Source organism: Microbacterium sp. LWH12-1.2 (genome assembly GCF_040675825.1).
Lineage (GTDB): Bacteria > Actinomycetota > Actinomycetes > Actinomycetales > Microbacteriaceae > Microbacterium.
The window spans coordinates 2277389-2301678 of sequence record NZ_JBEGIJ010000001.1; the positions used below are offsets into that span (position 1 = coordinate 2277389).

The following is a 24290-nucleotide window of genomic DNA, read 5'->3' on the forward strand; positions in this document are numbered from 1 at the left end:
CACTGCTCGGAATCGGGTTTCTCCCCATGCACGTCCGCAACACCGCCAGCCGCGCCGGAACGGAATCCCGCGTGAATACCGCGTCCCAGCAAGTGTTCGCGTCATCGTTCCAGGGACAAACCGTCGGCCAACGGAACTCGAGTGTCGGAAACCCCAGAGTGATCGTGCGCCGACTGACCCATCAGGCTCTGGCCAGAGCGACCGCCATCGACGTGTAGGCGGCCGCCGTACTGGCGAGTAAGCTCCGAGTACTCGTCGGCTCGCGCTTCGTACTGCGCAACGAGCTCCGCACGCGCGTTCGTCAACGAATCGACTTCTGCACCACTCTTGCGGCCATGCGCCGACGAATCCTTCGCCGCGATACGGGCATCCGTCTCGAGAAGCTTCGCCATTGCGGCACGGATCGAAATATCCTGACGCACGAGCCGGTCACCCAATCCGGGCACCGGACCCCTCACGGGATCACCCACTCGCGCCGCCCGCCCGAGTTCGATCCGCGCCGCCCGAATCGAGTCCTCGATACTCACCTCTGGAATACCGCGCATCATGCTGTCGGCAGTCTGATCCAGCGCTTCCGCATCCGTGCGCGCAACAGTGATCGCCACGTTGTGTGCCCGACCGCGAGTCATCCCGACGTAGAGGCCCGCTGCGTCGACGCCAGGCCCGACGATCGCGGCATCCGTCGTCTCCCCTTGAATGCCGCGCACCGTCGACGCGTATGCGAGGTGCACATGCTCGGCGGTGTACTCATGCGCGACCGTGCAGGTATCGCCGCTGTCGCCGAGGCTCACGAGCTCCACTCCCCGTGGCCCGATGTTGCGGATGACCCAGACTGCTCGATTCTCGACGCCCGTCCGTCGATCGTTGCGACGAGTCTGGACAATGTCGCCCTCCAGAAGTCGCTGCTCCCGCTGCCCGACGACGATGCGCGTGTCACCCAACTGTCCGCGGTCGAGGCGACGCTGCTGGATCCTCTCGTTGATCGCATCGGCTTCCTCGTTGCTGCTGGTGACCAACGCCACGCGACCGTTGTTGGCAGCCCATCGGAAGTAGGCATCGATCATTTCCTCTCGCGCCTGGTCGTGATCGGAGACGCGACGAATCAAACCACGCCCGTCGAGTTCGGCGGCGACGGCGAGAGCCACGTCCTTGGATGCCGGCTCCCGCATCCGCAGCGTCAGCGCCGCGTAGTCCGGATCCATGAATCGATGCACCGCCGTCAGCTCCACGACCGCGGTCGCCCGACGCGTCATCGAAGCCATTGCCCCGGAATGCCCAACCGGACGTGCTTGGAGATGATCTCCGACCATCGCGACGCCGGCTCCCGTCTCGTCCGCGACGGTCGCCAGCGCCGTCGCAGTCTGCAGGTCGACCATGCCCGCCTCGTCCACCACCACCCGATCACCTCCAGCCAGCAGGAACCGTCGAGGTCCGGCGAACTCGATCCCCGTCGCGGGATCGACGTCGCCTACAGCGAGGCGACTCCACGCTTCGGCTCCCGCCTGGTCTCGCCCCCAGCGGAACCCGTGATCGGCGAGGAGCGCGTGCAGGCTCGACGCGGAAGTACCGATCTCACGCTCGGCGACGGATGCCGCTTTCTTGGTCGGCGCGACCACCAGCATCCGATACCCCTGCCGCGCGATTGCTACTTTCGCGACCCGCAGCATCGTTGTCTTCCCCGCGCCAGCCGGCCCCGTCACCGATACCAGTCGATCGGTCCCCGCAATCGCCGCCGCGGCCTGCACCTGTCGCTCATCGAGCACGACGTACTCGTCGAGGACCTGAGCGGCGATCCGAACGATCACGTCACTGCCGATGGCCTCGCCCGCACGGCTCAGCGCGTCGAACCGTGCGCCCAGCTCGACTTTCAGCCGAGCGGTCGTGGACGCCATGTATGCCTTCACGTGCGCTGGGCGCTCTGCCTCATCTTTCAATAAGTCGGTGGCCAATCTGAGGGCGCGGTCGATGACATCGTCGATCACTCGTTGCAGGTGATCGCGCGGGGCGACGACGCCGCAACCCGCGAGCGCACGCGTCGCGCCAGCTCTGACGTCGAACAGGCTGAACCTTCCTCCGCAACACGCTGACCGCGCATCCGCCTCGACGATCGCTTGCGCTGCTAGCAAGTCAAGATCCAGACCTTCGACAGAGACCGCGCGAAATGGTACCTCGCGACGGGCGCGCAACAGGTCAGAATCTATCGCGCCAAGCTCACCGGCGATGAGTTTCTCCCATGCCGTCTCGTCCAGGTCGCCGGGCTTGTTCGGTCGGGCTCTCGCCCACGCGAGCCGGTCGATCCGGTGCACCTGGTCAGGACTCGGCTCCTGTCCCGGATACTCCCGCCGCCAGGCCACGAGCAGCATGGACCGGTTCGATTCGATCTGCGTCGACCGGCGCGACAGCGGGCGCACCGCATGGGCGAGTGCTGCGATCTCGCCCTCGGAGTTGAGCGAGTACCCGTGGCGGGCGAGTGCGGCCATCCATTCCGGATCGGTGCGTGCAGCGAGTTCGCCTTCGGCGTTGATGACGGTATGCAACCTCATCGCCACGCGAGAGTCGACGTTAGACCATTGGCCGTCGTCGCCCTGTACCTTGACGTTCAGCCACAGGTGCCGGTGGATGTGCGGGTCCAACGCCCGTGAACGTCGATGCTGTAGTTCGACGACCTCGATGCGGTGGAGGGACTCACGGATGCGCCCACCGGCGCCGCGCCGCGCATTCAGTTCTCGCTGCCAGATTGTGATGATCCGATCCCGGAGGCGGTCCTGTAGGAGTTCGAGCTCTCGCGCGAGGTCTTCGTTGATCAGTGCGGCGATGCTGTACGACTTCGGAGCGTTGATGGTCCCGTCGAGGATCAGATCCGCGTCCGGGGAACTTAGGTCGCGTCCGCGGAGCTCACCGGTATCTGGATCGCGGCCCTCGACCCAGCGGCGCAGCTGGGTCTCGTCGAGCGCGTCGATTGTGATGATTCCCGCTTCGACCGTGAAACGGGTGACGCCAACCGATGCGGCGGCGCTGTAGCCGGCAAGCGCATTGACTCCCGTCGCTTCGCGGAGGTGGGAGTCACACGAGCCCTTGAGCGCGTACCCGAGCGCCTGTCGAACACCCTGCGATCCGACACCCCGTTTCCAGCGCTCGAGACCTCCTCGCACACATCCACACTACGCCGTTCTTGCTCAACTCAAAACGAGTTCCACAGAAAGTGCCTGCGTGCATTCGTGAATTCGTGAATTCGTGAATTCGTGAATTCGTGATGCTCAGATCCATGAGGAGAAGCCATGACCGCGGATGAGCCCAACCCGTGGGCGAGAATCGTTGGCCCTTGTTACACGATATTGAGCATGGCCCGCACCCTCGGGGCAGAGGCAGAGGTCATGGAGGCTGGGAACAATCTACGACTCCTCATGCTGCACAACGATGACGACGTCTATCTCTTCCCGTCGTTCCGGCTACTGGGCGGCAAGGTGGTCGAAGTGCTGCAGGAGGTGCTTCTCGTCCTTCAGGCCAGGGTGAAATCGCCGTGGGCATGGGCGCAGTGGTTGAACGTCACGCTTCTCGATGAGGACGCGCCCCGCAACATCACGCTGCTCTACGAGTGGCGCCTCGAGGAGGAGTTACGGGACGCGCGAAACGACGCCTGGGTGTGGAGTCAATGAGGTTAAGTTGGACTGGCGATTTCTCGACTCCATCAGATGGGTTGACCGAACCGCGGCCCCGTCGCTAGGGGCGATGGCGGACGCTGATCACCACAGCCACCACCGGCGACCGTACATCGAGCCAGACTTTCCGCCAGCGGAAATCTATCGGTCAGGTCATGCGCCAGTTGCCGCGGGCGCCTCAACGTCCGCTCCGGAATCTGCCATCTGTGCGGCAGAGGCTCGGTTTGCCGGCTCAGGCCGCCGAACGAAGTCGCGCCAGTAACCGGCGTAAAGGGAATCGAATCCTTCTCGGAACCTCAGCATCTCGTTCGGTGCGGCGAAGACGGCACCCTGCATCAAGTACACCTTGCGGTGCAGTGAAGGCATCCCGAGCAGCTCGTAACTGGAGGGACCCGCCACGCGGATCTCCGTGCCGTTCGCAGACAGTAGCGTACTGCTGCGACCCCACTGATCCGTCTCGCTCGAGACCACTTCGAAGGTCACTCGCACGCACCCGATCTGCTCCAAGGAACGGAGCACCTCCCGGGCACGGTCCAAGGCAGAGTTCACTTCCTCTGTGGTGGGGGTCCGCTGCTTGCCTTCCGCGTGGAGCAGGCCGTTGCGGGCACTGAGAATGCCGGAGTCGCCTAGTCGAGTGCTGACGTCACGCAAGGTCTTCCTCAGGGATACCTGCGATGAGGCTGTCAGATCGAGGTAAGGAATCGTGTGTTCGAAGGGAAAACGCTGCAGGTCCGTCTGCTTTACGAACCGCGGGTATTCGTCTTTCTCACGGCGGAAGTCGTCCTCCCGACCCCGCAGGCTTTCGAGGTGGTTAGACAGCCGCATAAACCCTTGCACGAGCTCCGCGAGCACAGGACCCTCGCGCAGGTCGTTGCGCTCCACGCCGTCCTTGCGTTCGACGGAGCTATTGAGCGTCGCGATGGTGAAGTCGCGAGCCGACTGCAGGTGGAACTCGAACGGTCTCCCAGCCATCGAATGGTCAGTGAGGAGCGCCCATGTGGCGAAAATGAGCGAATCGAAGAGGTGGCGTTCGAGTGCGACGAAGTAATTGACGGCGACCTTACGCAGCGCTTCTTCGGCCGAGTCATTGGTCTTGAGCGGAGTGACGACGAACTTCTCCAGGGTGTTGTGGTTCCGCCAATAGGCATCGCGGATGTCCGGCCTACGGTTCGGAACGAAACCCAACTTCCAGAGCATCGCGTCCAGGAAGCTATCGTCATTCCCGCCGATGTTGAGTCCGAGGACCTCCGCAGCCTTCTTCGCGTTCCCTTCCCTTGAAAGGACCAAGGTTGAGAGGATCTCCCGCGGACTCGCGGTGCGCAGGAAGCTCTCCAACCGCTCCTCCGTGGTCGTTCCCGGGTGTCCGCGGAGTAGCCATGCAAGGTCGTTCATCTCGTCCGCAGACTCGGGATCGAAGAGAGAACGAGCAAGGGACGTGAGACGCAACAGTGTCACGGTTGAGCTACCAGGCATGATCCGATAGCCCATCGAGCTCAGCTCGGACCGAAGTCCCCAAGCGCCGGATCGCGCCCGATGGTTCACGACGGGTTTACGGACCTCACCGTCGGGCACCTCGATCTCACCCTCCTGCACTGCGGCGTCGAGAGCCTCGGCCAGTGCATCGTCGGGTTCGGTGAGAAGGAGGTTCAGGAGACTGGCGCGGTCGAGCTCGGCTGACCACTTATCGACGTCACCGGAGAACCCGAACGACGAAGCCCACGTTCGAGTGCGCCCGTCTGATGTGTCCACGACTCGCTTGAGGAGCTTCCTCAGCTCGGTGTCGTGGAGCCCATCCCCGAGCAGGAACGGCAGCGTGGAGGCGTCGTTGATCTCATACGGGTTGTATCGTTCTTCGATGAGATCCGCCGCGAAGCCGGACCAGTCGGATGGCTCGTTGGCGAACTGACGGAGCATTTTGCTCGCGAGCGGCCGGTGCTGGTTCACTCCAGCCTCGCGACTGGTGGAGAGACCGACGTTGTGGATCGCAGTGCAGGAGATATCGCTGCAGTGCTGCAGCGGGATGTCCGTAGACGGATGGAGATCTCGTTCGAACTCCAGCCGCTGGAGCCCGAACGGGCCGATGAGGTAGTGGCCGTCGTGGAAGACGCCCTGCGGCTTATCTTGGAGCAGTCGCATTGTGTCGCCGTGCTTGAGCTCGTCGCGCTCCTCCGGAAAGAGGGCTACGGCTTCGTCGTAGAGACCGCGCCCGAAGATCATCGGGTACAGGATGCGCTTGTCCCGAATCATCTCGGACACCGCGTCAACGAGCTTGCCCATGTCGATGCGTTCGATATCGATGAGCGGGTCAACGTGGGTCAGCGTCAGCAGACACAGCAGATTCGCGTCCTTGGTTTCGACAGACTCATTGGCGACCAACTGATGCCGAAGCTTCTTGCCTGAATCGGAGAGGACGATCGCACGGTTCAACTCGTCGGATGCTTTGAAGCCCGACGGAATTATGGAGTGAGCCAGAATATGGACCAGAGTGCGCAGATCGAGGAAGCGCTCGCGCCACTCCTCGTCCGGGTAGTCGGCCGCCAGCTCCGTCCGCGTACGTGCACCTGAAGAAGACATCGTAACCCCCGGTCTACGCCCCCTTAGGCGCCCCGATTCACACAGTACATGCGAAGGGAATGATCCTCGCGAGTAACGGCATCGCCCGTCCTCGGGTGCGCTCGCGGAGGTGCACACGATGGCGGACCGCACGAGTGATCACAACGCAGCACGCCACGTTCCATCATTCCACCGGGAACGTCGAGACGTTCGATAATCTGTGCCCGATGCCGTCCGGCGCCACGACCACTCAGAGGAGAGCCATGAACGCCGAGGCGAGCACCCCCGACAATTGGTTCGTCATCGACGCGCCCATCAGCGACGTCGAGAAGGACGCATTCGGTCACAACGACATCGCCGACAACCTCTACCGCATGGTGACTGAGCCAAGCGTGCATCGGCGGATGATTGGCCTGTTCGGCGAGTTTGGTGTCGGTAAGAGCACCATCATCCAGCTTCTCCAGGCGAAGCTCGTTGGGCACAAGAAGCTCCGTGTCGTTCGTATGTCGGCCGAACGTCACGAGCCGGTCGGGTTCCATCGTGCAGCTGTCTATGGGTTCGCGGAGGCGCTCGTCGATGCGGGAGAGATCAAGGCGTCGGACGCAGAGGAAATCCTCGAGCCGCTACGTAGCGCTCAGACCATCACCATCAGCGACCCCGCGAACTCTCCGCTCGGGCGCATCTTTACGAAGTTCCAGGCGAAATTGAAGATGACGCGCACGGGCTTCATCCTGCTCACACTGGCGGTTATCGTCATCGCGCTCATCGCTTCCGGAGCCATCGCCGCGGTTGTAGGAGCGGAGGCTTGGGAGAACCTCCAGAAGTTCGCCGTGCCTCTTTTCACAAGCGCAACTGTCTTCGTCCCATTGATCTGGTTCATTACGAAACTCAGCGGCAGCGAGTTTAATTTCACATCGCTTCTCACTCCTGGCACAAGCGTCACCCAGCGGCCCCGGGTTGAGGCCGCTGACGAGCATGAGCGGGCGTTCGCCACGCTCGCGTCGAAGGCGAAGCACCGCCTTGTTGTGGCTGTCGACGATATCGACCGCCTCTCCAAGCAGCAGATCCTCGAGGCCTTGAACGCCATCCGGAGTTTCCAACTAACCTGCAAGAAAGACCTCCGGCCGGTCTTCATCGTGTCCGTCGCCGAGAAGATCATCCGAGGGGCGCTGGACACCGACGGCAAGTTGGACGGGGAACACGCCCAGGACTTCCTCAACCGGCTCTTCACTCTCCGCCAAGAGGTACCCGTTCACGAGAGTCCAGACCTTCGCGACTACGCCCGCGACGTACTCCGCACGCAGGCGCCGGCACTCGCCGCTAAGCTCGATACGCGCGTGGACGACGTCATCTCGATGCTCGTCTACGAGGACGTCGCCGACCCTCGCCACGTCGTCCGCCTCATCAACGCGTTCAGTAGCGACTACCGCCTCGCGCTCGCACGCGAGAAGCGCGAAGGGCGCCGCTCCCTCCGCGCGGAGGCTGTCACCGCGCACCCAGATGTCCTGGCTCGCGTCGTGGTGTTGAAGACGGATTTTGCGTCGTTCTTCAAGGCGGCGCTGAACGATTTGGCGCTCGTCGATATCGGATCCCGGGCGTCGTCCCTCGGCGAGGGTGACACGGAATTCTCGAAGCTGAGCGCGTTCCCGCAGGCGAAGAATCGGCCCCTCTACAAGTACCTCGCCCGCACTGCTGGATGGGTGCCTGGGAATGTCGATCTGTTCCCGTTCTTCTACCTCGGGCAGGACCGCTTCAGCCTGACGCTCGGGAACGCGGAAGCACGCGAGCTCCGTTCCGCTCTCGCAAACAACCAGTCCGCTGCACTCGCAGACCTTGCCAACGCAGCGCACTCGGCCGGCACCGACGCGGTCGCTCTGTTCCGAGAGCTGCTGGTATCGGTCCTGCGTGAGCTCGAAGACCCCGAGATCACGAACGCCGCATCCGCTGTCATCCAGGCCGCGCAAGCCACCCCCGCACTTCAGGATCAGGAGGTTGCCCGCGCGGTGGCCGCCGCCGCGAACCGCCGGTCCGAAGCTGTGACCGACGTCGCTGGTGCGCTCGTGCTCGCCGAATCCGCGTCCCCGGAGGACGCGAAGACCCTGGTCCGACTTGCGTTGGATGCCTCCGACGTCAACGCTGAAGAAACACTGTGGGGCGGCCGTGCTCAAATTCGCGCCGTGCTCGGCGAGAAGGCGTTTTCGTCCTGGGCGCAAGAGCGGATTGCGCATGTCGATTCGTGGAGCGACGTCGAGCGTTGGACCCGCCAAGACCTCGGTGATGCGTTCGCCGCCACACTTCTTGGACGCGCCGTCGCGTTGGCGTCAGACCCAGGCGAGACCGCTGTCGCGAACGAAGACGACTTCGCGAACGTTGTCGTGATCACATCTCAGGTGTCCGAGCAGATCCCGGTGGCAGACATGAAGGCGCTTCGCGCGGCCGTCGAGGTTGGAGTTGACACTCTCGAATCGGCAATCGCACTCGAAAGCACGCGCGCGTACACGTTCACGGATCAACAGCTCGCTGAAGTTCTCCAATCGGCGGCGACTGCCCAGAAGTCGCTCGCCGACGACGCGGAACCGGTGCGCGAGATGCAGGACGGCCTGGTGGCGGTCACGATCCGCACGACTACCCAGAATCCGGAGTACGGGTACTGGAAGAACGCGACCAACCCGCACTCCGTTGCCAGCGTCGGATCGTCGCTGCTGGCCGGGTGGGTCGACGCCGATACCTACCCGGCATCTCTCGCCCTTCCGACCCTCACCGCGATGGTCACGCAGGGGGCAAAGACACACACGTCCCTCGCGAAAGCTCTCATCGACGCCTGGATCCGCAACCCTGGGGGCATCGACGCAGAGGGTGTCTCATACGGGGGAACTGTTCAAAGCATGTGCGCGCTTCTCCCGCAGATGGAAGAGACCGCGTCCACCGCCGTAGTCGATGCCTGGGTGGCAGCGCTCGGAGATGAGGACACCCGCGCGTTCGTCTCAGGTATCGCCCCACACATCCTGACGGCAAGGGCACCGACCGAGTGGGGCGACAAGGCGATGGCGCAGCTTGTCCCAATGTTCCAGCGTTCCATCGACTACAGCACCGACGCCACAGAAGCGGCAGCCTTCGTCATGGCGACCGGGCGCGTCTCCGTGGACTGCGAGCGGGAGTTGCTCGATGCGTTCGGGAGGATCCTTCCTTACGGTGGGGCGCACGAGGTGCGGGCCCTCACCTCGCTTGCGCAGATGCCATGGTCCGAGGAGCTGTCGGCTGAGGTGGCGGCGACCGTGACACCATTCGTGGAGGAGGCCCCCGAAGCGGACTACTGGGCTCTGTTCGACCTATTCGATAATCGCGGACTCGTGGACGCGAGTTTCACCGCGCACATCGACACGCACCTAGACGCTGACGAGCCGACGGAAGCGATGAAGACACGCGCTCAGCCGCTGGCCCGTGTGCTGCCGCTCGAGAAGGCTTTGGAGCTCGCGCTATCTGCCGAATCGGAGGACGCGATGGCCGCCGTCGCAGCCCGTGGGCTCGAGGCCAGCGAGGCGGACCCGGCTGTCGCTGGACTACTGCGGAGGATCGCTGTCCTTCAGCCGCCAGTTCCGGCGCGGGCGTCGTTCGCACGTGCGTTTGCCTCGGCGGACTACGACGTCTACATGGGCGCTGTCCGCATCCTGCTCGCCGACACCCTCGATGTTGGCGGGACGGGCGACCAGCACCTGTGGGCGTTCATCACGATTCCGCTCCATATGGCCGAACGTGCCGACATCTGGGCGGAGGTCGAGTCGAAGCTCACCTCATCCGCGCAGCAAGCTTCAGCCGCATCCATCACTCTCGCCGCCACCAGCACAGATGGTGAGTTCGACCAACTCGTGGCGAAGACCGTCGGGGGCGCGATGCTCCATTGGATATCCGAGGAGCCGAGCACTGCAGTTGCCGCCACCCTGGGGGCTGCGCTGCGCCCGGGGAAGATGTCGCGTGCCGCGGCTCGTAAGCCTGCTAGTCGGAACTGGCGTATCGGCGAGAAGAAGGCCGCCGCGTCCGCCGCGTTGAAGGCACTCCGCTAGGTCAGCAAGAGACGCTTCTTTTCATCGCATATCGACGGCTGCTGTTGCGCGTCCTTCACGATCCGCTCCCAGTTTCGCGCCGACCCGGCGGATGCCGGCCGCGTCCGCACCACGGCGGTCGACGCGTGCGCGATGAGTGCTGTGCATCAAATGTCCACCAGCCGAAAAGGACGTGGGTTTCGACGTTCTTAGCGCAGCCGTGGCATGGGCCGATGCCCTGTCAGACACGCCCTAGGTCCGCGTCGTCAGGCGTGGTGCGAGCGGCCGGGTATGGGTGTAACTGAGGCGCGGCCGAACGAGTAGAGCGGAAGGGAAGGCTCTCGCAATCGGAGGTCGGATCGGCGACATTGCTGCGGCCACGGGCTCTTGTAGAGCAGACGATTGCGGAGTTCGGCCGCCGCTGCCGTGACTGCTTCCCCTATTGCTCTGTCCTACTCGTGTAACGGGGCGACTACCATCGTGACCTTCTCGGGTTGGAGTGGGTCAGCACATCGGCGTGGTCTTCGAGCTCGACGGAACTAAGTGGTTGGTCGAGGAGCGCAGTCCCCGATTTGAGCGGCAGAACCCAGACTAGAGCCGGTAATCTGGCAACAAGGAGGCAGGATTGGCCGCAATCTCGGCATGGCGGACAAGCGACGCAGTCACCTTCGACGTGATGCGGGAGTCGGCGACGACCCTGATCGCCCTGTTGCTGCGGTCGGGCGCACAAGATCCGCGAACTGCTGATCACGCGCGAGCTGAGATCGCGGCCTGGCGGACCGATATTCTCACCGTCGACGCGTACGACCGCGCCGCCGTCGCCGCCCTGGCCACACGGATTGAAACCCGCTCCCGCGAACTCGACGGAGAGACTTCTTGAGCGACTGGGAACTTAGCGACGACGAACGCGAGCGGATTCTGCAGCGCGACATCCTGCCGCTCTATTTCGCAACGAAGGTTGCAAGCGATGATCCAACGCTCGTCTTGCTGAGCGGTCAACCGGGGGCTGGCCGGTCTCGGGCGATCGGGCAGATAGCCACAGCACCCGGGGCCTATATCGCCACGCTGAACGGCGAGGATCTTAGAGCGTTCCATCCGCATTTCCTCAAGCTTGTTGCCGCTCGCTCCCCTGAAGCCTCGGCGGTCCTCTCTCGCGCTACGGCTGGATGGGTGCGCGACTGCGTCCGATTCGCCCGCGAGAACCATCGCTCGCTGCTCCTCGAGGGAACATTTCACGATCCTTCGGTCGCCACGGCCACCGCGGCACGGTTCGCGTCAGAAGGATTCACTACGCACATCGTCGTTGTCGCCTCGCGACGCGCCGAGAGCTTGATGTCCGTTGTCTCGCGATACTTGCGCGAGGTGCATGCGGGTACTCCTGCGCAGTACACGAGCCTGGCTACGCATGATCGCGGGTTCACCGCTACGCGATCGCTCGTTGCCACCATCGAAGAGTCGGCATCCGTGGATCGCCTCACAGTGCTCGGACGCAACGGTCGGGTAGCCTTCGACGCGCAGCGTGCGGGGGCCACGGATGCTTTCGCCGGCGCTGGTGCGGCGCTGGCGGCTGCGCAATCTGCCCGAATGATCCGATTCGATGCGACGCAGTGGTTGAGTGAGTTGCACCATGTCACCGACTTCGCGACGTCCAGACGTGATCTGTCGCCCGGCGTGACGGAGTCGCTCGTCGAGCTCCACGCCATCGCGATGGATGAGGTGATTCCGGAACTGCACGTCCCGATGGGCGGGAAGTTCGCGACGGTGATGGAGCAGAAAGTATCCGCGCGCCTCGAACTGCTGCGTCGTTCGTTGCGGACGGAGGAGTCTGTGGATGCTGCGGCGCCGATCTTGGTGCCGGGTGGCCCCGAACGTGGCTGGCTGTCGCGTTGAGGTTCGGGATCGATGTTAGGGAAATCTTGTAGAATCTAGTCGAGTCTAAGATTTCACTAGACAGCACTAGATCTTCCTAGACTTTCCTCGATATCGTCAGCAGGAGGCATCACGTGGATCCCGTACGTAACCCCTACTCACCCGGAGCGGGCCGCAAGCCGGCCGCACTCGTCGGACGCGACGATGCGCTGCAAACGTGGGCGATCGCGTTAAAGCGCGCCGAACTAGGGCGTACCGATCAGCCATTCGTCCTCTACGGGCTGCGCGGCGTAGGGAAGACGGTGCTGCTCTCGGAATTCCGCCGCAACGCCCTCAAGAAGGACTGGATCGTCGCGCAGATCGAAGCCGGGTCGGGCAAGCCACTGCGCGAACTGCTCGGTGAAGCGCTGTACGCGCCTCTCGCCGATCTCGCACGGCCTTCTTCCGGGAAGCGGCTCCTGAAGGCGCTCAAGACCGCGGTCAGCTTCAAGACCTCGTACGACACCACCGGGACGTGGACGTTCGGACTCGACCTCTCCGGCACACCGGGCGGTGGCGCCGACACCGGCATCCTGGACACCGACCTGAAAAAGCTCATCCACGATCTTGCGGACGCTGCCGAGGAAGAAGGCGTCGGCCTGGCAATCCTGGTCGACGAAGCGCAAGACCTCGCCGTCGACGAGCTAGTCACGCTCTGCACGATCGCCCACGCGGCGGCCCAAGACAACTGGCCGGCGCTGTTCGCATTTGCAGGCCTGCCCAGCCTGCCGCGGATCCTCGCCGAAGCGAAGTCGTACGCCGAACGCTTCCAGTACTCGCGGATCCACCAAATCGACGAGAGCGTCGTGGCCGAGGCGTTGACGATTCCCGCCGCGCACGAGGACGCATCCTGGGATGACGATGCCGTCGACGTCGTGGTTGCAGCATCCGGCCGCTACCCGTACTTCATCCAGCAGTACGGACAGGAGACATGGAACGCAGCGCCCGGGTCAACGATCACCGCGCGAGATGCCGAGGTCGGCATCCTCCAGGGAAACAACCAGCTCGACAGTGGATTCTTCCGGGTCCGCTGGGACAGGGCAACGCCATCCGAGCAGCAGTATCTCCGGGCGATGGCCGCCGACGGCGACGAGGGCAGTTCCTCCGGCGAGATCGCGACCCGGCTCGGCAAGAAACCGAAGAGCATCGGCCCCGTCCGTGCCGCGTTGATCAACAAGGGCCTCGTGTTCGCCCCTGAGCACGGCGTCGTCGCCTTCACCGTCCCGGGGATGGCAGCCTTCATCGGACGGCAAGTCGAGCCGTAGGATCCCAGTCTGACCGCTCCTACGGCGGCTTCCTGGTAAGTGGCTACGGACGCGACCGGAGGGGTGCGCAGTGCCGGGACCGTGGAATAGCGGACCGAGCGCAGCGAGGGAGCATATGCCGCGAAAGCCCGGAACGGAGCACCCCGCAGGGAGCTACGATGAGCCACCAGGAAAGACGCTCGCCCGACATCCGCAACCGTCTCGCGCAGGACACATCGCCTCACCCCTCCGCGAGGTCGGCGAGCATCGCGATGAACTCCCGGCGGTTCGCGGTAGGTTCGGTGACCATCACTCGGATCATCGCTCGTAGCTGACTTCGCTGCCCCGCTGGCCGGCCCGCAAGCGGCGCGAGACACCAGTCCACGTCTTCGTCGATCGTGTAGCCGGGCTCCGCTGCTTCCTTGTCGGGATAGTAGGTGAACGAGGAGACCGCGACGCGATAGAGGGTCGCCTCGACGTCGGTTCGGTCGATCGCAGGCACGGCGCTCGTGGGGGTCATCTGCTCATTCCCATCGTCTGGTTCGGTTGCAGCATCGGGTGCGGCGCGGCGGGGTCGAGGTGGTGCGGACGCCGCGGGGGCTCTCGGTACCGGAGTTGATCGTTGACCTGTTTGCCGATCGCATCGAGTCGCTCCTCCTCAATCTCCTTGGCGCTGCGCCGGGGCTTCGGCTTCGGGCCCGGCGGTGTGCGGCCGAGTTCCTTCTCCAGCCGCTCCAGGACCTCCCGCTTATCAGCAAGGATGCTGGCGGCGCGGATCCGCTTGCTCTGCCGTTTGAAGGCGGCCAGGAGTTCGGGCGGAGTTGGCGGCCCTTTCACCATGCGGTTGATCGCGCGCTTGCCCCACACTTGAGCGAAGAACGCGTTCGCGGCCGCATCGTTCGCAGCGATGTCATCCGCAGTGCTGACATGCAAGCGCCGGACCGGCAGCCCCAATTCGCGGCGACGCTTCTCACGGTCGCGCCACGCGGCCTGCTTGGCCAGCTCCTTCTCACGGTTCTCGGCGTACCGGGCACGGCGCCGGGCCTTGATCTCTTCCGCGTTGTCGGCGTAGTACTTGGCCCGCCGTTCGAGTTCGCGGTGCGGATTGGCGCGGTACTTCGCTCTGTTCTTGGCGTTCTCCCGCTCCTTGTGCCCATCTCTCCAGCGCTTCGCCCTCCCCCGCCGCAAGTCCTTGTATCGCTCCGGGTCGCGGGCACGCTGTGCAGCCCGGTACTGACGCTGCTTCTCGAGAAGCTCCTCGCGGTGCTCCGCGTAGTAGTCGCGCGCGTAGGCGCGACGGCTTTCTATTCGAGCTTCCTTCTTGAAATAGAGCTGGTGGTAGGTGTACGCGATCTTCAACCGAATGTCCTCGACCTCGCGTTCGACCCGGTCGAGGGCGTCATCATCGTCGGTCATGGCCTACCTCCCTGGTCAGGCTTGGCGAGCAGATCGGCACTTCATCCGCCGCAGTTCCCCGGAAGTGGACGGCGAGCGCGTCGATGAGATCGGGGCGGAAGCCCGACCAGTGGTGCTCCGGTTCGTCGTCGACGATCACGACCGGCGCCTCGGTGTAGCCGAGTTCTTCGGTGAGGAACTCGCGGATCGCCGCATGGTTGTCGCGGGTGATGTCGAGCACCGTGTGCCCGATGCCGACCGCGGCCAAGCGTCTGCAAGTCAGCGTGCAACGGATGCATGCGGGACCTGTTGAGTAGACGGTCACGGTGGTCATCGCCACACCCCTACCGAATCGACGTTGACCGTCGGTGCCGTAAGTGGATCGTCGGGAACTCGCGCACCTCTTACCGTTGAATGCCGCTGATCTACGTTGACCACGAGGACGCGGTAGCGACGAGACAGCGCCGCGCCGAGCTGCACCATGAATGCGGTCTTGCCGAAGCCGCGCCTCTGGTTCAGGATCGCGATGATGTGCAGGGTGGTATCGGGAGACGAGGGGGCCCGGTCAATGCTCATGGCGCTCGCCCTCTCGCGCCCCCTCTTCGATCCAGGCTTCGATCTCATCGAGCGCGTACACGACGACGCGTCCGAGCTTTCGATAGCGCGGACCCTTCCCCTCGTAGCGCCACATCGCGAGCGTGTTCCTCGTCACGCCGGGAAGGGCTGCCGCGAGCTCGTCTGGACTCAGGAAGACATGGCTCAGCGCGGCAGAGTCGGAGTTCGTCGTTGTTGTCATCGAAAACACCTCGTTCTGCGGATCTGATTTGACGTTTGACAGCAGTACACTCCTAAGATGTATGGTTAGTCAAGAGGTATCTGCGGAATGCGTGTGCGGTAAGGCAAAATAAGGGGGTGAAGGTCGACGTGAAGACACTTGACGGCAAGACGATGTCGACGCAGGACGCCACAGAGCCCGTCGGGTCCGCACTGCGCATTGCCCCCGCGTTCGTCGCGACCGTGATCGATGACACGACGAGTGTTGAGACGACGATCGAGGCGCACTACCTCGCCGAGCGTGGCCGGTACGTGATCACCACGATCCTCAACCGAGCCGTCTCCGCCGAGTTCAACGAGGATCGCCTGAAGCATTCCGCGCCGCAGGCGATCCTGCAGGTCGCGATCCCGCACTGCGTCGCGCTGCAGCTCGATGACAGCCCCGATGCGAAGTGGACGACGGTCGCGGACCTCACCACCGCCGAAGGACGCATTATTCCACCGTGGCTCGCACAGGCTGTAGTGAAGCGCGGCATGAAGGACGAGCGCTGGGAGGTCGTCGAGATCCTCTACGGCACCGCTGCCCTCGCAGATCTCCCGCCCGTGAAACTCATCGCGGTCGAGCTCGACGTCCCCGAGCGCACCGCATCGGATTGGATCCAGAAGGCCCGCGCGGCGGGCTGGCTGGTCGGCATGACGTCTAACGTCGGTCGACCGGCGGGTGGGTAGCGTTCTCGCGTACGTCACGAAAGACGGCCGGCGATACCGCGTTCTCTACCGACGTCCGGACGGATCCCAAGGCCAGAAGCGCGGCTTCACCACGAAGAAGGAAGCTGAGCTCTACCTGGCTCACATCGACACATCGAAAGCTCGTGGCGACTATGTCAACCCGACCGACGCCAAAGTGAGCGTCGTCCGGCTCGGCACGGAATGGTTGAACGACCGCGCCTCCGTGCTGAAGCCCTCGACATACCGATCCGTGGAGTCGGCCTGGCGCATTCACGTCGAGCCGCAGTGGGGAAAGCGTGCGATCGGCAGCATCCGGCATTCCGAGGTGCAGGCATGGGTATCGGCCCTTGCGGCAACGCACAGTGCCACCACCGTGCTGCGCGCGCACGGCATCATCGCCGGCATCCTAGACGCCGCCGTCCGAGATCGCCGCATCACGCAGAATCCGGCCCGTGACCTCCGGCTCCCGAAGAAGACTCGTGGGTCTCGCTCCTATCTGACGCACGAACAAGTCGAAGCGCTCGCATCGACGTCGCTGTATCCGACCATCGTCTACGTCCTCGCCTACACCGGGATACGATGGGGCGAGATGAGTGGACTCCGCGTCAAGAACGTCAACTTCGTTCGCAAACGGATCTTGATCGAGGAGAACGCCGTGCTCGTGAACGCGACCGTCCACGTCGGATCTCCGAAGACCAATGAGACACGTTCTGTTCCGTTCCCGGAGTTCCTCACGACTCCGCTGCGCGTCGCATGCACTGGCAAGTCGCCCGATGATCTCGTCTTCGGCAAGCGTGACGCGCACCATCGCCTGCCTCAGTCGCAGGACGGCTGGTTCGCGGCCGCCGTCAAGCGCGCACGGAAAGTGGACCATACGTTCCCGAAGATCTCTCCGCACGACCTTCGCCACACCGCGGCGAGCCTCGCGATCAGCGCCGGAGCGAACGTGAAGGCCGTGCAGCGGATGCTGGGTCACGCCTCAGCATCGATGACTCTCGACACCTATGCCGATCTCTTCGACGACGATCTTGACCGCGTTTCGGTCGCCCTCGATCAGGCTCGGTCTGACTCAGTTGTTGCCAAAGCGTTGCCACGAGGCGAATTCGGCAAGTGAAAAGCCCCCGAACTTCCGCGTAATTCCGCGGATCTCGGGGGCTTTCTCGGTGGCGGTGACGGTGGGATTTGAACCCACGGTAGGGGGTTACCCTACACAACTTTTCGAGAGTTGCACCTTCGGCCGCTCGGACACGTCACCGCGGAACAGCTTACTTCACCTGCCGCCGACGCGCGAATCCGCCAAACTCGGGCAATGCGTGACATATTACACAGCGCCCGTTAGCGTAGGAGCATGACCGACGTCCTCTCGGATCTCACCCTCGTCAGCGGTCGCCAACTCGGCGATCGCGTGAGCATGGCCGACGCCATCGCGGCGATCTCGGCTGTCCTCCGCGCAGGATTCGATCCGGAAGAAGATCTGCCGCGCACGATTCTCGACGTCCCGAACGGCCAACTCCTGCTGATGCCGTCGGCGGTCGATGGCGCCGCAGGCCAGAAGCTCGCGACCGTCGCCCCCGCGAACCCGGCGCGCGGACTCGAACGCATTCAGGCGCTGTACGTCCTGCTCGACGGAGCCACCTTGGCGCCCACCGCCCTGCTGGACGGCACGGCACTCACAAGCCTGCGCACCCCGGCGGTGTCTGCTGCCGTCGTCGATGTGCTCGCCGGCGCCGATGCCGGTGACCTCGTAGTATTCGGCACCGGCCCCCAGGCCGTGCGCCATGTGGAGGCCCTTGCCGCGATTCGGAACCTGCGGACCGTCCGCATCATCGGGCGTGACGATTCCCGAACGCGAGCCGCCGTCGATGCGGCTCGGCCCTACGCGCCGAACGCCGAGATCAGCACAGGAACCCTCGACGACCTCCGCGCCGCCGACCTGATCGCCTGCACGACCACCGCTTCCACTCCCCTGTTCCCCTCAGACCTCGTCCGCGACGATGCCACGATCGTGGCGATCGGCTCGCACGAACCCGATCGCTCCGAACTGGACCCTGTGCTCGTCGGGCGCTCGCAGGTCGTCGTGGAGAGTCGTCGCGTGGCCATGTCCGAGGCGGGCGACGTCATCGGCGCGATCACCGCAGGAACGTTGCATCCCGATGACCTCGTCACCATGCACGAGTTGTTCACCGGGCAGGTCCAGCCAGCGACCGACCGCCCACGTGTTGTGAAGACCTGCGGCATGGGGTGGCAGGACCTCGTCGTCGCCCGCCTCGCCATCCGATGAAGACGGAGCAGAGAATGCACTGGAACACCGAGGACTGGCACACCGCCGGCGAACCGTTCCGCATCGTCGAGGGCGTGCCCACCGAGGGCGCCACCGTCGCCGAGCGACGCATCGAGGCCATCAGCGGTCAGGCGGATGCCGTGCGCCGATTCCTCTGCCTCGAACCGCGCGGCCACGACGACATGTACGGCGGCTTCATCACTCCCCCCGACGACGCCGGTGCGGACTTCGGCGTGCTGTTCTGGCACAAGGACGGCTTCTCGACGGCGTGCGGTCATGGCACGATCGCGCTCGGCGCCTGGGCGGTGCGCACCGGCCGGGTGCCGTCGGATCCCGACGGCGACACCGTGGTGACCATCGACGTTCCCAGCGGACGTGTCCAGGCGCGCGTGCGCCGCAGCGCAGGACGCATCGAGCAGATCGTGTTCCGCAACGTCGAGTCGAGAGTGCTCGAGAGCGGCATCCCGGTGCGCACCTCCCGCGGCGACGTCGAGGTCGATCTGGTCTTCGGCGGCGCTGTCTATGCCACGCTGTCAGCCGGCTCCGTCGGCCTCGACGTCACACCCGCCAACACCACGGCTCTCATCGCGATCGGGCGCGAGATCAAGTGGGCGCTGAACGACCATCCGGCAGCCCGGCTCGCCGACTCGCGCCTGTCGGGCGTCTACGGCACGATCCTCTTCGACGATCTCGGCCGCACCTCCGCCGGCCCCTGGCAGCGCAACGTCACCGTCTTCGCCGACGGTGAAGTCGACCGCAGCCCGTGCGGCTCCGGCACTGCCGCGCGCGTGGCGCTGCTCGCGGCATCTGGCGTGCTCGCCGACGATGAGGAACTCACCCACGACTCGATCATCGGCACCCGCTTCATCGCTCGAATCGCCGAACGGACCGCGACCGGCGTGATTCCCGAGGTCACGGGCCTTGCGCATCGCGTCGGATCGTCATCGTTCGAGCTCGACGACGGCGACCCTCTGCCCCAAGGTTTCAGCCTGCGCTGACCACGCGCAGGATCACGACGCAGAAGAGCAGAACCGAAGGAGAAGCGGATGCAGGTCGGATCCATCACCATCAGCGGAGCAGAAGTCTGGGACGGCGAGGCATTCGTCGCCGGGGACGTGCACATCGTCGACGGGCTCGTCGCCTCGACACCCGGCGACGACGCCGAGACTCTGGATGCCGAGGGCGGCTGGCTGATCCCCGGTCTGATCGACGCGCACTTCCACGCCTACGCGACGAGCATGGACGGCATCGAGAACGAGCGCGGCCCGCTCAGCTATGCCGCGATCAACGGCACGAAGCGGCTCACAGCCGCCCTGCGCCGCGGATTCACCACCGTGCGCGACGTTGCCGGCGGTGACATCGGCTTGGCGCGCGCGATCGACGCCGATCTGTTCCCCTCGCCGCGGTACCACTTCACCGGGCCGGCGCTCAGCCAGACCGGAGGGCACGGCGACCCCCGTGCGGCTCACGTCGACGTCTGCTTCGCACATGGCCACATGTGCGAAGTCGTCGACGGCGTCGATGCGCTGCGACTCGCGGTGCGCAACCGACTCCGCACCGGGGCGCATGCCATCAAGGTGATGGCATCCGGCGGCGTCTTCTCCCTCGCCGATCCGATCCACAACCCCCAGTACTCCGCCGAGGAACTGCGGGCGATCGTCGACGAGGCCACCCGACGCGGCACCTATGTCGCCGCGCACGCCTACTCCTCCGAAGCCGTTCGACACGCCATCGACAACGGCATCCGCTCCATCGAGCACGGCAACCTGATCGATCGGGAGACGGCCGAACTGATGGCGAAGGCCGGAGCCTTCCTGGTGCCCACCCTCGCGGCCTACGACGCGTTGGACCGCCGGGGCGCCGAGATCGGGCTGAACGAGACCTCCCTCGCAAAGAACGCCGTCGTGCTCTCGCACGGCCAGGAGGCCGTCCGGCTCGCCCTCGCCGCAGGCGTGCGCGTCGGGTTCGGCACCGACCTCATGGGCGACCTCGAGGACGACCAGCTGGCCGGCGTGCGTCTGCAGATCGAGGCATCCGGCGCTTCGGCCACGCTGCAGTCGATGACCGCGGTGAATGCGGAGCTCATCGGCGACCCGGCGCTGGGCCATCTCCGGACGGGCGCCTACGGCGATGCCGTGCTGCTCTCGCGCAACCCCATCGCATCCCCCGATGCGCTCTGGGATCAGGAATCCAGGCGAGCGGTACTGCGCGGCGGTCGCGTTCTGAGCTGACCGCCGCGCCCCACGCACTCAGCCGGCGAAGGAGCCCCAACCGGTCGATCCGCCCGCGGCGCTGCGGCGCTGCGGGACGTTCCACGGGTTGTCGTCGCGCAACGGCGCCGGCAGCAGCTCCTGCGGTGCCCCCTGATAGGAGACGCCACGCAGGAACCGGGTGATGGCGGCCGTGCCGACGCTCGTGTCGTCGGTGGTGGTCGCCGGGTATGGTCCGCCGTGCTGCATCGCGGGCGTCACCGAGACGCCCGTCGGCCAGCCGCCGAACAGCACTCGTCCGCTGGTGTCGGCGAGCGCATCGACGAGAACCTGAAGGGAGCCGTCGGCCAACTCCTCGGGCCGCGCGTGCACCGTGGAGGTGAGGTTTCCGGGAAACAACTGCTCATGCAGCGCCGGAAGTGCCGCCTGGTCCGGGTAGCGCACGATGACCGACAGCGGTCCGAACGACTCCTCCAGGAGAGCCTCACGATTCGCCAGCAGCGCATCGACGTCGACGGTCACCACGGTGGGCGTGGCGAAGGTCTGCCCGCCCTCGTCGGTGCGCACCTCGCCTTCATTGAGAACGGTCACGCCCTCCGCTCCGAGCACGTCGGCACGACGCTGCGCGAAAGCTCGGCCGATCCCGGGGTTCAGCAGGCGGTGCTCGGCGACACCGGCAGCGGCACGTTCCACGGAACCGAGTTCGGCCCCCTCCGGCACGAACAGGAAGCCCGGCTTGGTGCACAGCTGACCGGCGGAACCGGCCACGGAGGCGACGAATCCGTCGAGCAGTGCGTCATCCGCATACGTCGCGTAGACCGGGTTGACGCTGCCGAGCTCGCCATAGAAGGGAATCGGCACAGCCCGGGATGCCGCGATGTCGGCGAGGAGACGACCGACGTGGGTGGAGCCGGTGAAGGACGCTGCCCGGATGCGCTCGTCCTTCAGAAGTTCAACGCCGTTCTCCTGCCCCTCGATGACCTGGAAGACACCATCGGGCATTCCCGCGGCGCGGAGCGCCTCGACGACCACCTCCGCGGTGCGACGCGACAGCTCCAGGTGCCCGGAGTGCGCCTTGACCACGAGCGGGCAGCCCGCGGCGAGCGCAGCAGCCGAGTCACCGCCGGCGACGGAGAAGGCGAACGGGAAGTTGGATGCTGCGAAGTTCAGCACCGGGCCGACCGGTTCCAGCATCCGCCTGATATCAGGGCGCGGGCCGATCACGTACTCCGGGTCGGCCGCATCGATGCGCACGTCGAGGTAGGCGCCGTCGACGATCTCGTCGGCGAAGAGCCGCAGTTGCCAGGACGTGCGCCGCACCTCGCCGGTGAGGCGGGCCGCGGAGAGACCCGTCTCGCGCATGGCGATCGCGATGAGCTCTCCCGCCGCGGCATCGAGTGCATCGGCGACGGCGACCAGCGCAGCGCCGCGCTCGCGCGGGCTGGTGCGCGCGAAAGCACGTGCGGCGCCTGCTGCGGCCTCGGCCACATCGGTGAGCGGACGGGTGGCGTTCACAGTGGTGTTGGTCACGTTTCCTCCATTAGAAGATGAACCCCTCGGGGAACGGATCGCTCTCATCGAGCAGGTACTGACCGAGCCCGGTGATCCAGGCCCGCCCGGTGATGGTGGGGATGACGGCCGCGCGGTCGCCGACTGTCGTCTCGCCGATAATCCGCCCGATGAACTCGGTGCCGATGAACGATTCGTTCACGAACGGCGCGTCTAGGGCGAGTTCGCCGCGTGCGTGCAGCTCAGCCATCCGCGCGCTGGTGCCCGTGCCGCACGGCGAGCGGTCGAACCAACCCGGATGGATCGCCATCGCGTGGCGGGAACGTACGGCATCCGATCCCGGCGCGATGAACTCGACGTGATGCACGTGGTTCACCCCGGAGAGCGTCGGATGCACCGGCGGCGCCTGCTCGTTGATCGCGTCCATGATCGCGAGGCCGGCCTTGACGATGTCGTCCTTCCTGGCACGATCGAACGGAAGCCCCACCTGCTCGAGCTCGACAAGGGCGTAGTAGTTGCCGCCGAAGGCCACGGAGTACTCGATGTCGCCGATTCCGGGAACCTCGATGCGCTGATCGAGCCGATCGACGAAGCTCGGCACGTTCTCGATGGTCACATCGACCGCGCGGCCGTCCTCGACTCTGACCCGGGCGATGACGAGGCCAGCCGGAACGTCGAGCCGGATCTCCGTGATCGGTTCGGTGACCTCGACCATTCCGGTCTCCACCAGCACGGTGGCGACGCCGATGGTGCCGTGCCCGCACATCGGCAGGAATCCGGATGCCTCGATGAACACGACGCCCCAGTCGGCATCGTCGCGCGCCGACGGCTGCAGCAGGGCACCGGACATCGATGCATGGCCGCGCGGCTCGTTCATCAGGAAGCCCCGAAGCCCGTCGAGGTGCTCCATGGCGTACAGCCGGCGGTCGTTCATGGTGGCGCCGGGGATCCGGCCGACGCCACCGGTGACGACCCGTGTCGGCATGCCCTCGGTATGGGAGTCGACCGCTTGGATCACCCGGCGCCCCCGCATCAGACGACCGCCGCCGTGCGGGCAGAGAGCGCGGCCAGAGCCCGCTCGGTGTCAGCGGTGACCTGGGCACGCTGCTCGGCGGAGAGCGGACCGCGCGGCGGACGGGTGGGTCCGCCGTAGGAGTTGCCGCAGATGTCCATCGACAGCTTGATCGCCTGCACGAACTCGGTGCGCGAATCCCAGCGGAAGACGGCGACGAGCTGCTCGTAGAGCGCCTTCGCCTCGTGCCAGTGCCCGTCCTTGCAGAGGTTGTACAGTTCGACGGCCTCCCGCGGGAACGCGTTCGGGTAGCCGGCGAACCAGCCGACGGCGCCGTTGACCATGAGTTCGAACAGCACATCGTCCGCACCGGCGATGACGTCGATGTCGCACAGCTCCTTGATCTCGTAGACCCGGCGCACATCACCCGAGAACTCCTTGATCGCGACGACCTCGGGGATCTCGGCGAGCTTCGCGACGAGCGAGGGCACCAGGTCGACCTTGGTGTCGAACGGGTTGTTGTACGCCATGATCGGCAGGCCCGCCTTGGCGACCTCCTGGAAGTGAGCGATCACCTCGCCCTCGTTGGCGCGGTACATGGTCGGCGGCAGCAGCAGCACACCGTCGGCGCCGTCTTCGCGCGCGATCTCGGCCCATTTCCTGGCCTGGTGACTTCCGACGCCGTGTGCCCCGGCGATGACGATGCCGCGCCCGTCGACGGCTTCGACGGCGACCTGGATCACCCGTCGGCGCTCCTCGTCGGTGAGGGAGGAGTACTCCCCCAGCGACCCGTTCGGGCCGACGCCGTGGCATCCGTTCGACATCAGGAAATCGACGTGCTCGGCGAACCGGTCGTAGTCGACCGCGAGGCCGGCCGGTGCGGATGCGTCTTCCTTGAATGCGAGGGTGGTGGCGACGACGACGCCACCGAGGTCCATAGTTCCGGTCATCAGAGTTCCATTCTCTTGTGGATGTT

General features: G+C 65.2%; 20 protein-coding genes and 1 tRNA gene. 10 read left to right on the forward strand and 11 right to left on the reverse strand.

Annotation, left to right across the window (positions count from 1 at the left end; translation table 11 throughout):
* Positions 1–101: 101 nt before the first annotated feature.
* Positions 102–3152 (reverse strand): AAA family ATPase, encoded by a 3051-nt coding sequence (locus MRBLWH12_RS11030; protein ID WP_363548815.1) that lies wholly within the window; start codon positions 3150–3152, stop codon positions 102–104.
* Between the two features lie 189 nt (positions 3153–3341).
* Here MRBLWH12_RS11030 and MRBLWH12_RS11035 point away from each other — a divergent pair, with 189 nt between their 5' ends.
* A complete protein-coding gene (locus MRBLWH12_RS11035) occupies positions 3342–3656 on the forward strand; it encodes a hypothetical protein (RefSeq protein ID WP_363548817.1) in 315 nt (104 codons plus the stop codon).
* Between the two features lie 156 nt (positions 3657–3812).
* On the opposite strand, the gene MRBLWH12_RS11040 is transcribed toward MRBLWH12_RS11035, so the two are convergent.
* On the reverse strand, positions 3813–6086 hold the full coding sequence (locus tag MRBLWH12_RS11040; RefSeq protein ID WP_363548819.1) for a hypothetical protein: 2274 nt from the start codon (positions 6084–6086) through the stop codon (positions 3813–3815).
* A gap of 389 nt (positions 6087–6475) precedes the next feature.
* On the opposite strand from MRBLWH12_RS11040, the gene MRBLWH12_RS11045 reads away from it, so the two are divergent.
* The 4 genes from MRBLWH12_RS11045 (at position 6476) to MRBLWH12_RS11060 (ending at position 13425) form a co-directional block, all read left to right on the forward strand.
* Entirely contained in the window at positions 6476–10273 is a 3798-nt protein-coding gene (locus tag MRBLWH12_RS11045) for a P-loop NTPase fold protein (protein WP_363548821.1), read from the forward strand.
* A 604-nt stretch (positions 10274–10877) separates the two neighbouring features.
* On the forward strand, positions 10878–11132 hold the full coding sequence (locus MRBLWH12_RS11050; protein WP_363548823.1) for a hypothetical protein: 255 nt from the start codon (positions 10878–10880) through the stop codon (positions 11130–11132).
* On the forward strand, positions 11129–12142 hold the full coding sequence (locus MRBLWH12_RS11055) for a zeta toxin family protein (RefSeq protein ID WP_363548825.1): 1014 nt from the start codon (positions 11129–11131) through the stop codon (positions 12140–12142). The genes MRBLWH12_RS11050 and MRBLWH12_RS11055 overlap by 4 nt, the downstream gene beginning before the upstream one ends.
* 113 nt (positions 12143–12255) lie before the next feature.
* Complete coding sequence (locus tag MRBLWH12_RS11060) at positions 12256–13425, forward strand: ATP-binding protein (RefSeq protein ID WP_363548827.1); 1170 nt, start codon at positions 12256–12258, stop codon at positions 13423–13425.
* A gap of 220 nt (positions 13426–13645) precedes the next feature.
* On the opposite strand, the gene MRBLWH12_RS11065 is transcribed toward MRBLWH12_RS11060, so the two are convergent.
* Genes MRBLWH12_RS11065 through MRBLWH12_RS11085 form a run of 5 tightly spaced genes read right to left on the reverse strand, consistent with a single transcriptional unit; the run spans position 13646 to position 15595 of the window.
* The gene (locus tag MRBLWH12_RS11065) at positions 13646–13924 is read right to left on the reverse strand and encodes a hypothetical protein (protein WP_363548829.1); all 279 of its coding nucleotides are present in this window, start codon (positions 13922–13924) and stop codon (positions 13646–13648) included.
* Positions 13921–14820, reverse strand: a complete 900-nt coding sequence (locus MRBLWH12_RS11070) for a hypothetical protein (protein ID WP_363548831.1) — start codon at positions 14818–14820, stop codon at positions 13921–13923. The genes MRBLWH12_RS11065 and MRBLWH12_RS11070 overlap by 4 nt, the downstream gene beginning before the upstream one ends.
* A complete protein-coding gene (locus MRBLWH12_RS11075; RefSeq protein ID WP_363548833.1) occupies positions 14807–15133 on the reverse strand; it encodes a glutaredoxin family protein in 327 nt (108 codons plus the stop codon). Before MRBLWH12_RS11075 ends, MRBLWH12_RS11070 begins: the two co-directional genes overlap by 14 nt.
* A complete protein-coding gene (locus tag MRBLWH12_RS11080) occupies positions 15130–15375 on the reverse strand; it encodes an AAA family ATPase (protein WP_341977763.1) in 246 nt (81 codons plus the stop codon). Before MRBLWH12_RS11080 ends, MRBLWH12_RS11075 begins: the two co-directional genes overlap by 4 nt.
* Positions 15365–15595, reverse strand: coding sequence for a helix-turn-helix transcriptional regulator (locus MRBLWH12_RS11085; RefSeq protein ID WP_341977761.1), 231 nt, complete (start codon positions 15593–15595; stop codon positions 15365–15367). The genes MRBLWH12_RS11080 and MRBLWH12_RS11085 overlap by 11 nt, the downstream gene beginning before the upstream one ends.
* A 128-nt stretch (positions 15596–15723) precedes the next feature.
* On the opposite strand from MRBLWH12_RS11085, the gene MRBLWH12_RS11090 reads away from it, so the two are divergent.
* On the forward strand, positions 15724–16302 hold the full coding sequence (locus MRBLWH12_RS11090) for a hypothetical protein (protein WP_341977759.1): 579 nt from the start codon (positions 15724–15726) through the stop codon (positions 16300–16302).
* On the forward strand, positions 16295–17416 hold the full coding sequence (locus MRBLWH12_RS11095) for a tyrosine-type recombinase/integrase (RefSeq protein WP_341977757.1): 1122 nt from the start codon (positions 16295–16297) through the stop codon (positions 17414–17416). Before MRBLWH12_RS11090 ends, MRBLWH12_RS11095 begins: the two co-directional genes overlap by 8 nt.
* A 50-nt stretch (positions 17417–17466) precedes the next feature.
* Here the strand turns inward: MRBLWH12_RS11095 and MRBLWH12_RS11100 are convergent.
* A tRNA-Ser gene (locus tag MRBLWH12_RS11100) sits at positions 17467–17557 on the reverse strand.
* A gap of 93 nt (positions 17558–17650) precedes the next feature.
* Between MRBLWH12_RS11100 and MRBLWH12_RS11105 the strand changes: the two genes are divergently transcribed.
* From MRBLWH12_RS11105 to MRBLWH12_RS11115, 3 genes are read left to right on the forward strand one after another with little or no spacing between them, the layout of a single operon-like run.
* The gene (locus MRBLWH12_RS11105; protein WP_363548836.1) at positions 17651–18583 is read left to right on the forward strand and encodes an ornithine cyclodeaminase family protein; all 933 of its coding nucleotides are present in this window, start codon (positions 17651–17653) and stop codon (positions 18581–18583) included.
* A gap of 14 nt (positions 18584–18597) precedes the next feature.
* Positions 18598–19581 carry a proline racemase family protein gene (locus tag MRBLWH12_RS11110; RefSeq protein ID WP_363548838.1) on the forward strand — a complete coding sequence of 328 codons (984 nt, stop codon included), beginning with the start codon at positions 18598–18600 and terminating at the stop codon, positions 19579–19581.
* Positions 19582–19629: 48 nt separating this feature from the next.
* Positions 19630–20814, forward strand: a complete 1185-nt coding sequence (locus tag MRBLWH12_RS11115; RefSeq protein WP_363548840.1) for a metal-dependent hydrolase family protein — start codon at positions 19630–19632, stop codon at positions 20812–20814.
* 18 nt (positions 20815–20832) lie between these two features.
* On the opposite strand, the gene MRBLWH12_RS11120 is transcribed toward MRBLWH12_RS11115, so the two are convergent.
* Genes MRBLWH12_RS11120 through MRBLWH12_RS11130 form a run of 3 tightly spaced genes read right to left on the reverse strand, consistent with a single transcriptional unit; the run spans position 20833 to position 24267 of the window.
* Positions 20833–22371, reverse strand: coding sequence for an aldehyde dehydrogenase family protein (locus MRBLWH12_RS11120; RefSeq protein WP_414684973.1), 1539 nt, complete (start codon positions 22369–22371; stop codon positions 20833–20835).
* Positions 22334–23335, reverse strand: coding sequence for a proline racemase family protein (locus MRBLWH12_RS11125; RefSeq protein ID WP_363548844.1), 1002 nt, complete (start codon positions 23333–23335; stop codon positions 22334–22336). The genes MRBLWH12_RS11120 and MRBLWH12_RS11125 overlap by 38 nt, the downstream gene beginning before the upstream one ends.
* Positions 23335–24267 (reverse strand): dihydrodipicolinate synthase family protein, encoded by a 933-nt coding sequence (locus tag MRBLWH12_RS11130; protein ID WP_407359265.1) that lies wholly within the window; start codon positions 24265–24267, stop codon positions 23335–23337. The genes MRBLWH12_RS11125 and MRBLWH12_RS11130 overlap by 1 nt, the downstream gene beginning before the upstream one ends.
* Positions 24268–24290 lie beyond the last annotated feature (23 nt).

Excerpts from the sequence above, each read along its gene's own strand:
- MRBLWH12_RS11125 (WP_363548844.1), bottom strand. The coding sequence starts at position 23,335 with ATGCGGGGGCGCCGGGTGATCCAAGCGGTCGACTCCCATACCGAGGGC.
- MRBLWH12_RS11105 (WP_363548836.1), top strand. The coding sequence starts at position 17,651 with ATGACCGACGTCCTCTCGGATCTCACCCTCGTCAGCGGTCGCCAACTC.
- MRBLWH12_RS11115 (WP_363548840.1), top strand. The coding sequence starts at position 19,630 with ATGCAGGTCGGATCCATCACCATCAGCGGAGCAGAAGTCTGGGACGGC.
- MRBLWH12_RS11120 (WP_414684973.1), bottom strand. The coding sequence starts at position 22,371 with ATGAGAGCGATCCGTTCCCCGAGGGGTTCATCTTCTAATGGAGGAAAC.
- MRBLWH12_RS11075 (WP_363548833.1), bottom strand. The coding sequence starts at position 15,133 with ATGACCACCGTGACCGTCTACTCAACAGGTCCCGCATGCATCCGTTGC.
- MRBLWH12_RS11065 (WP_363548829.1), bottom strand. The coding sequence starts at position 13,924 with ATGACCCCCACGAGCGCCGTGCCTGCGATCGACCGAACCGACGTCGAG.
- MRBLWH12_RS11070 (WP_363548831.1), bottom strand. The coding sequence starts at position 14,820 with ATGACCGACGATGATGACGCCCTCGACCGGGTCGAACGCGAGGTCGAG.
- MRBLWH12_RS11110 (WP_363548838.1), top strand. The coding sequence starts at position 18,598 with ATGCACTGGAACACCGAGGACTGGCACACCGCCGGCGAACCGTTCCGC.
- MRBLWH12_RS11080 (WP_341977763.1), bottom strand. The coding sequence starts at position 15,375 with ATGAGCATTGACCGGGCCCCCTCGTCTCCCGATACCACCCTGCACATC.
- MRBLWH12_RS11035 (WP_363548817.1), top strand. The coding sequence starts at position 3,342 with ATGGCCCGCACCCTCGGGGCAGAGGCAGAGGTCATGGAGGCTGGGAAC.
- MRBLWH12_RS11085 (WP_341977761.1), bottom strand. The coding sequence starts at position 15,595 with ATGACAACAACGACGAACTCCGACTCTGCCGCGCTGAGCCATGTCTTC.
- MRBLWH12_RS11045 (WP_363548821.1), top strand. The coding sequence starts at position 6,476 with ATGAACGCCGAGGCGAGCACCCCCGACAATTGGTTCGTCATCGACGCG.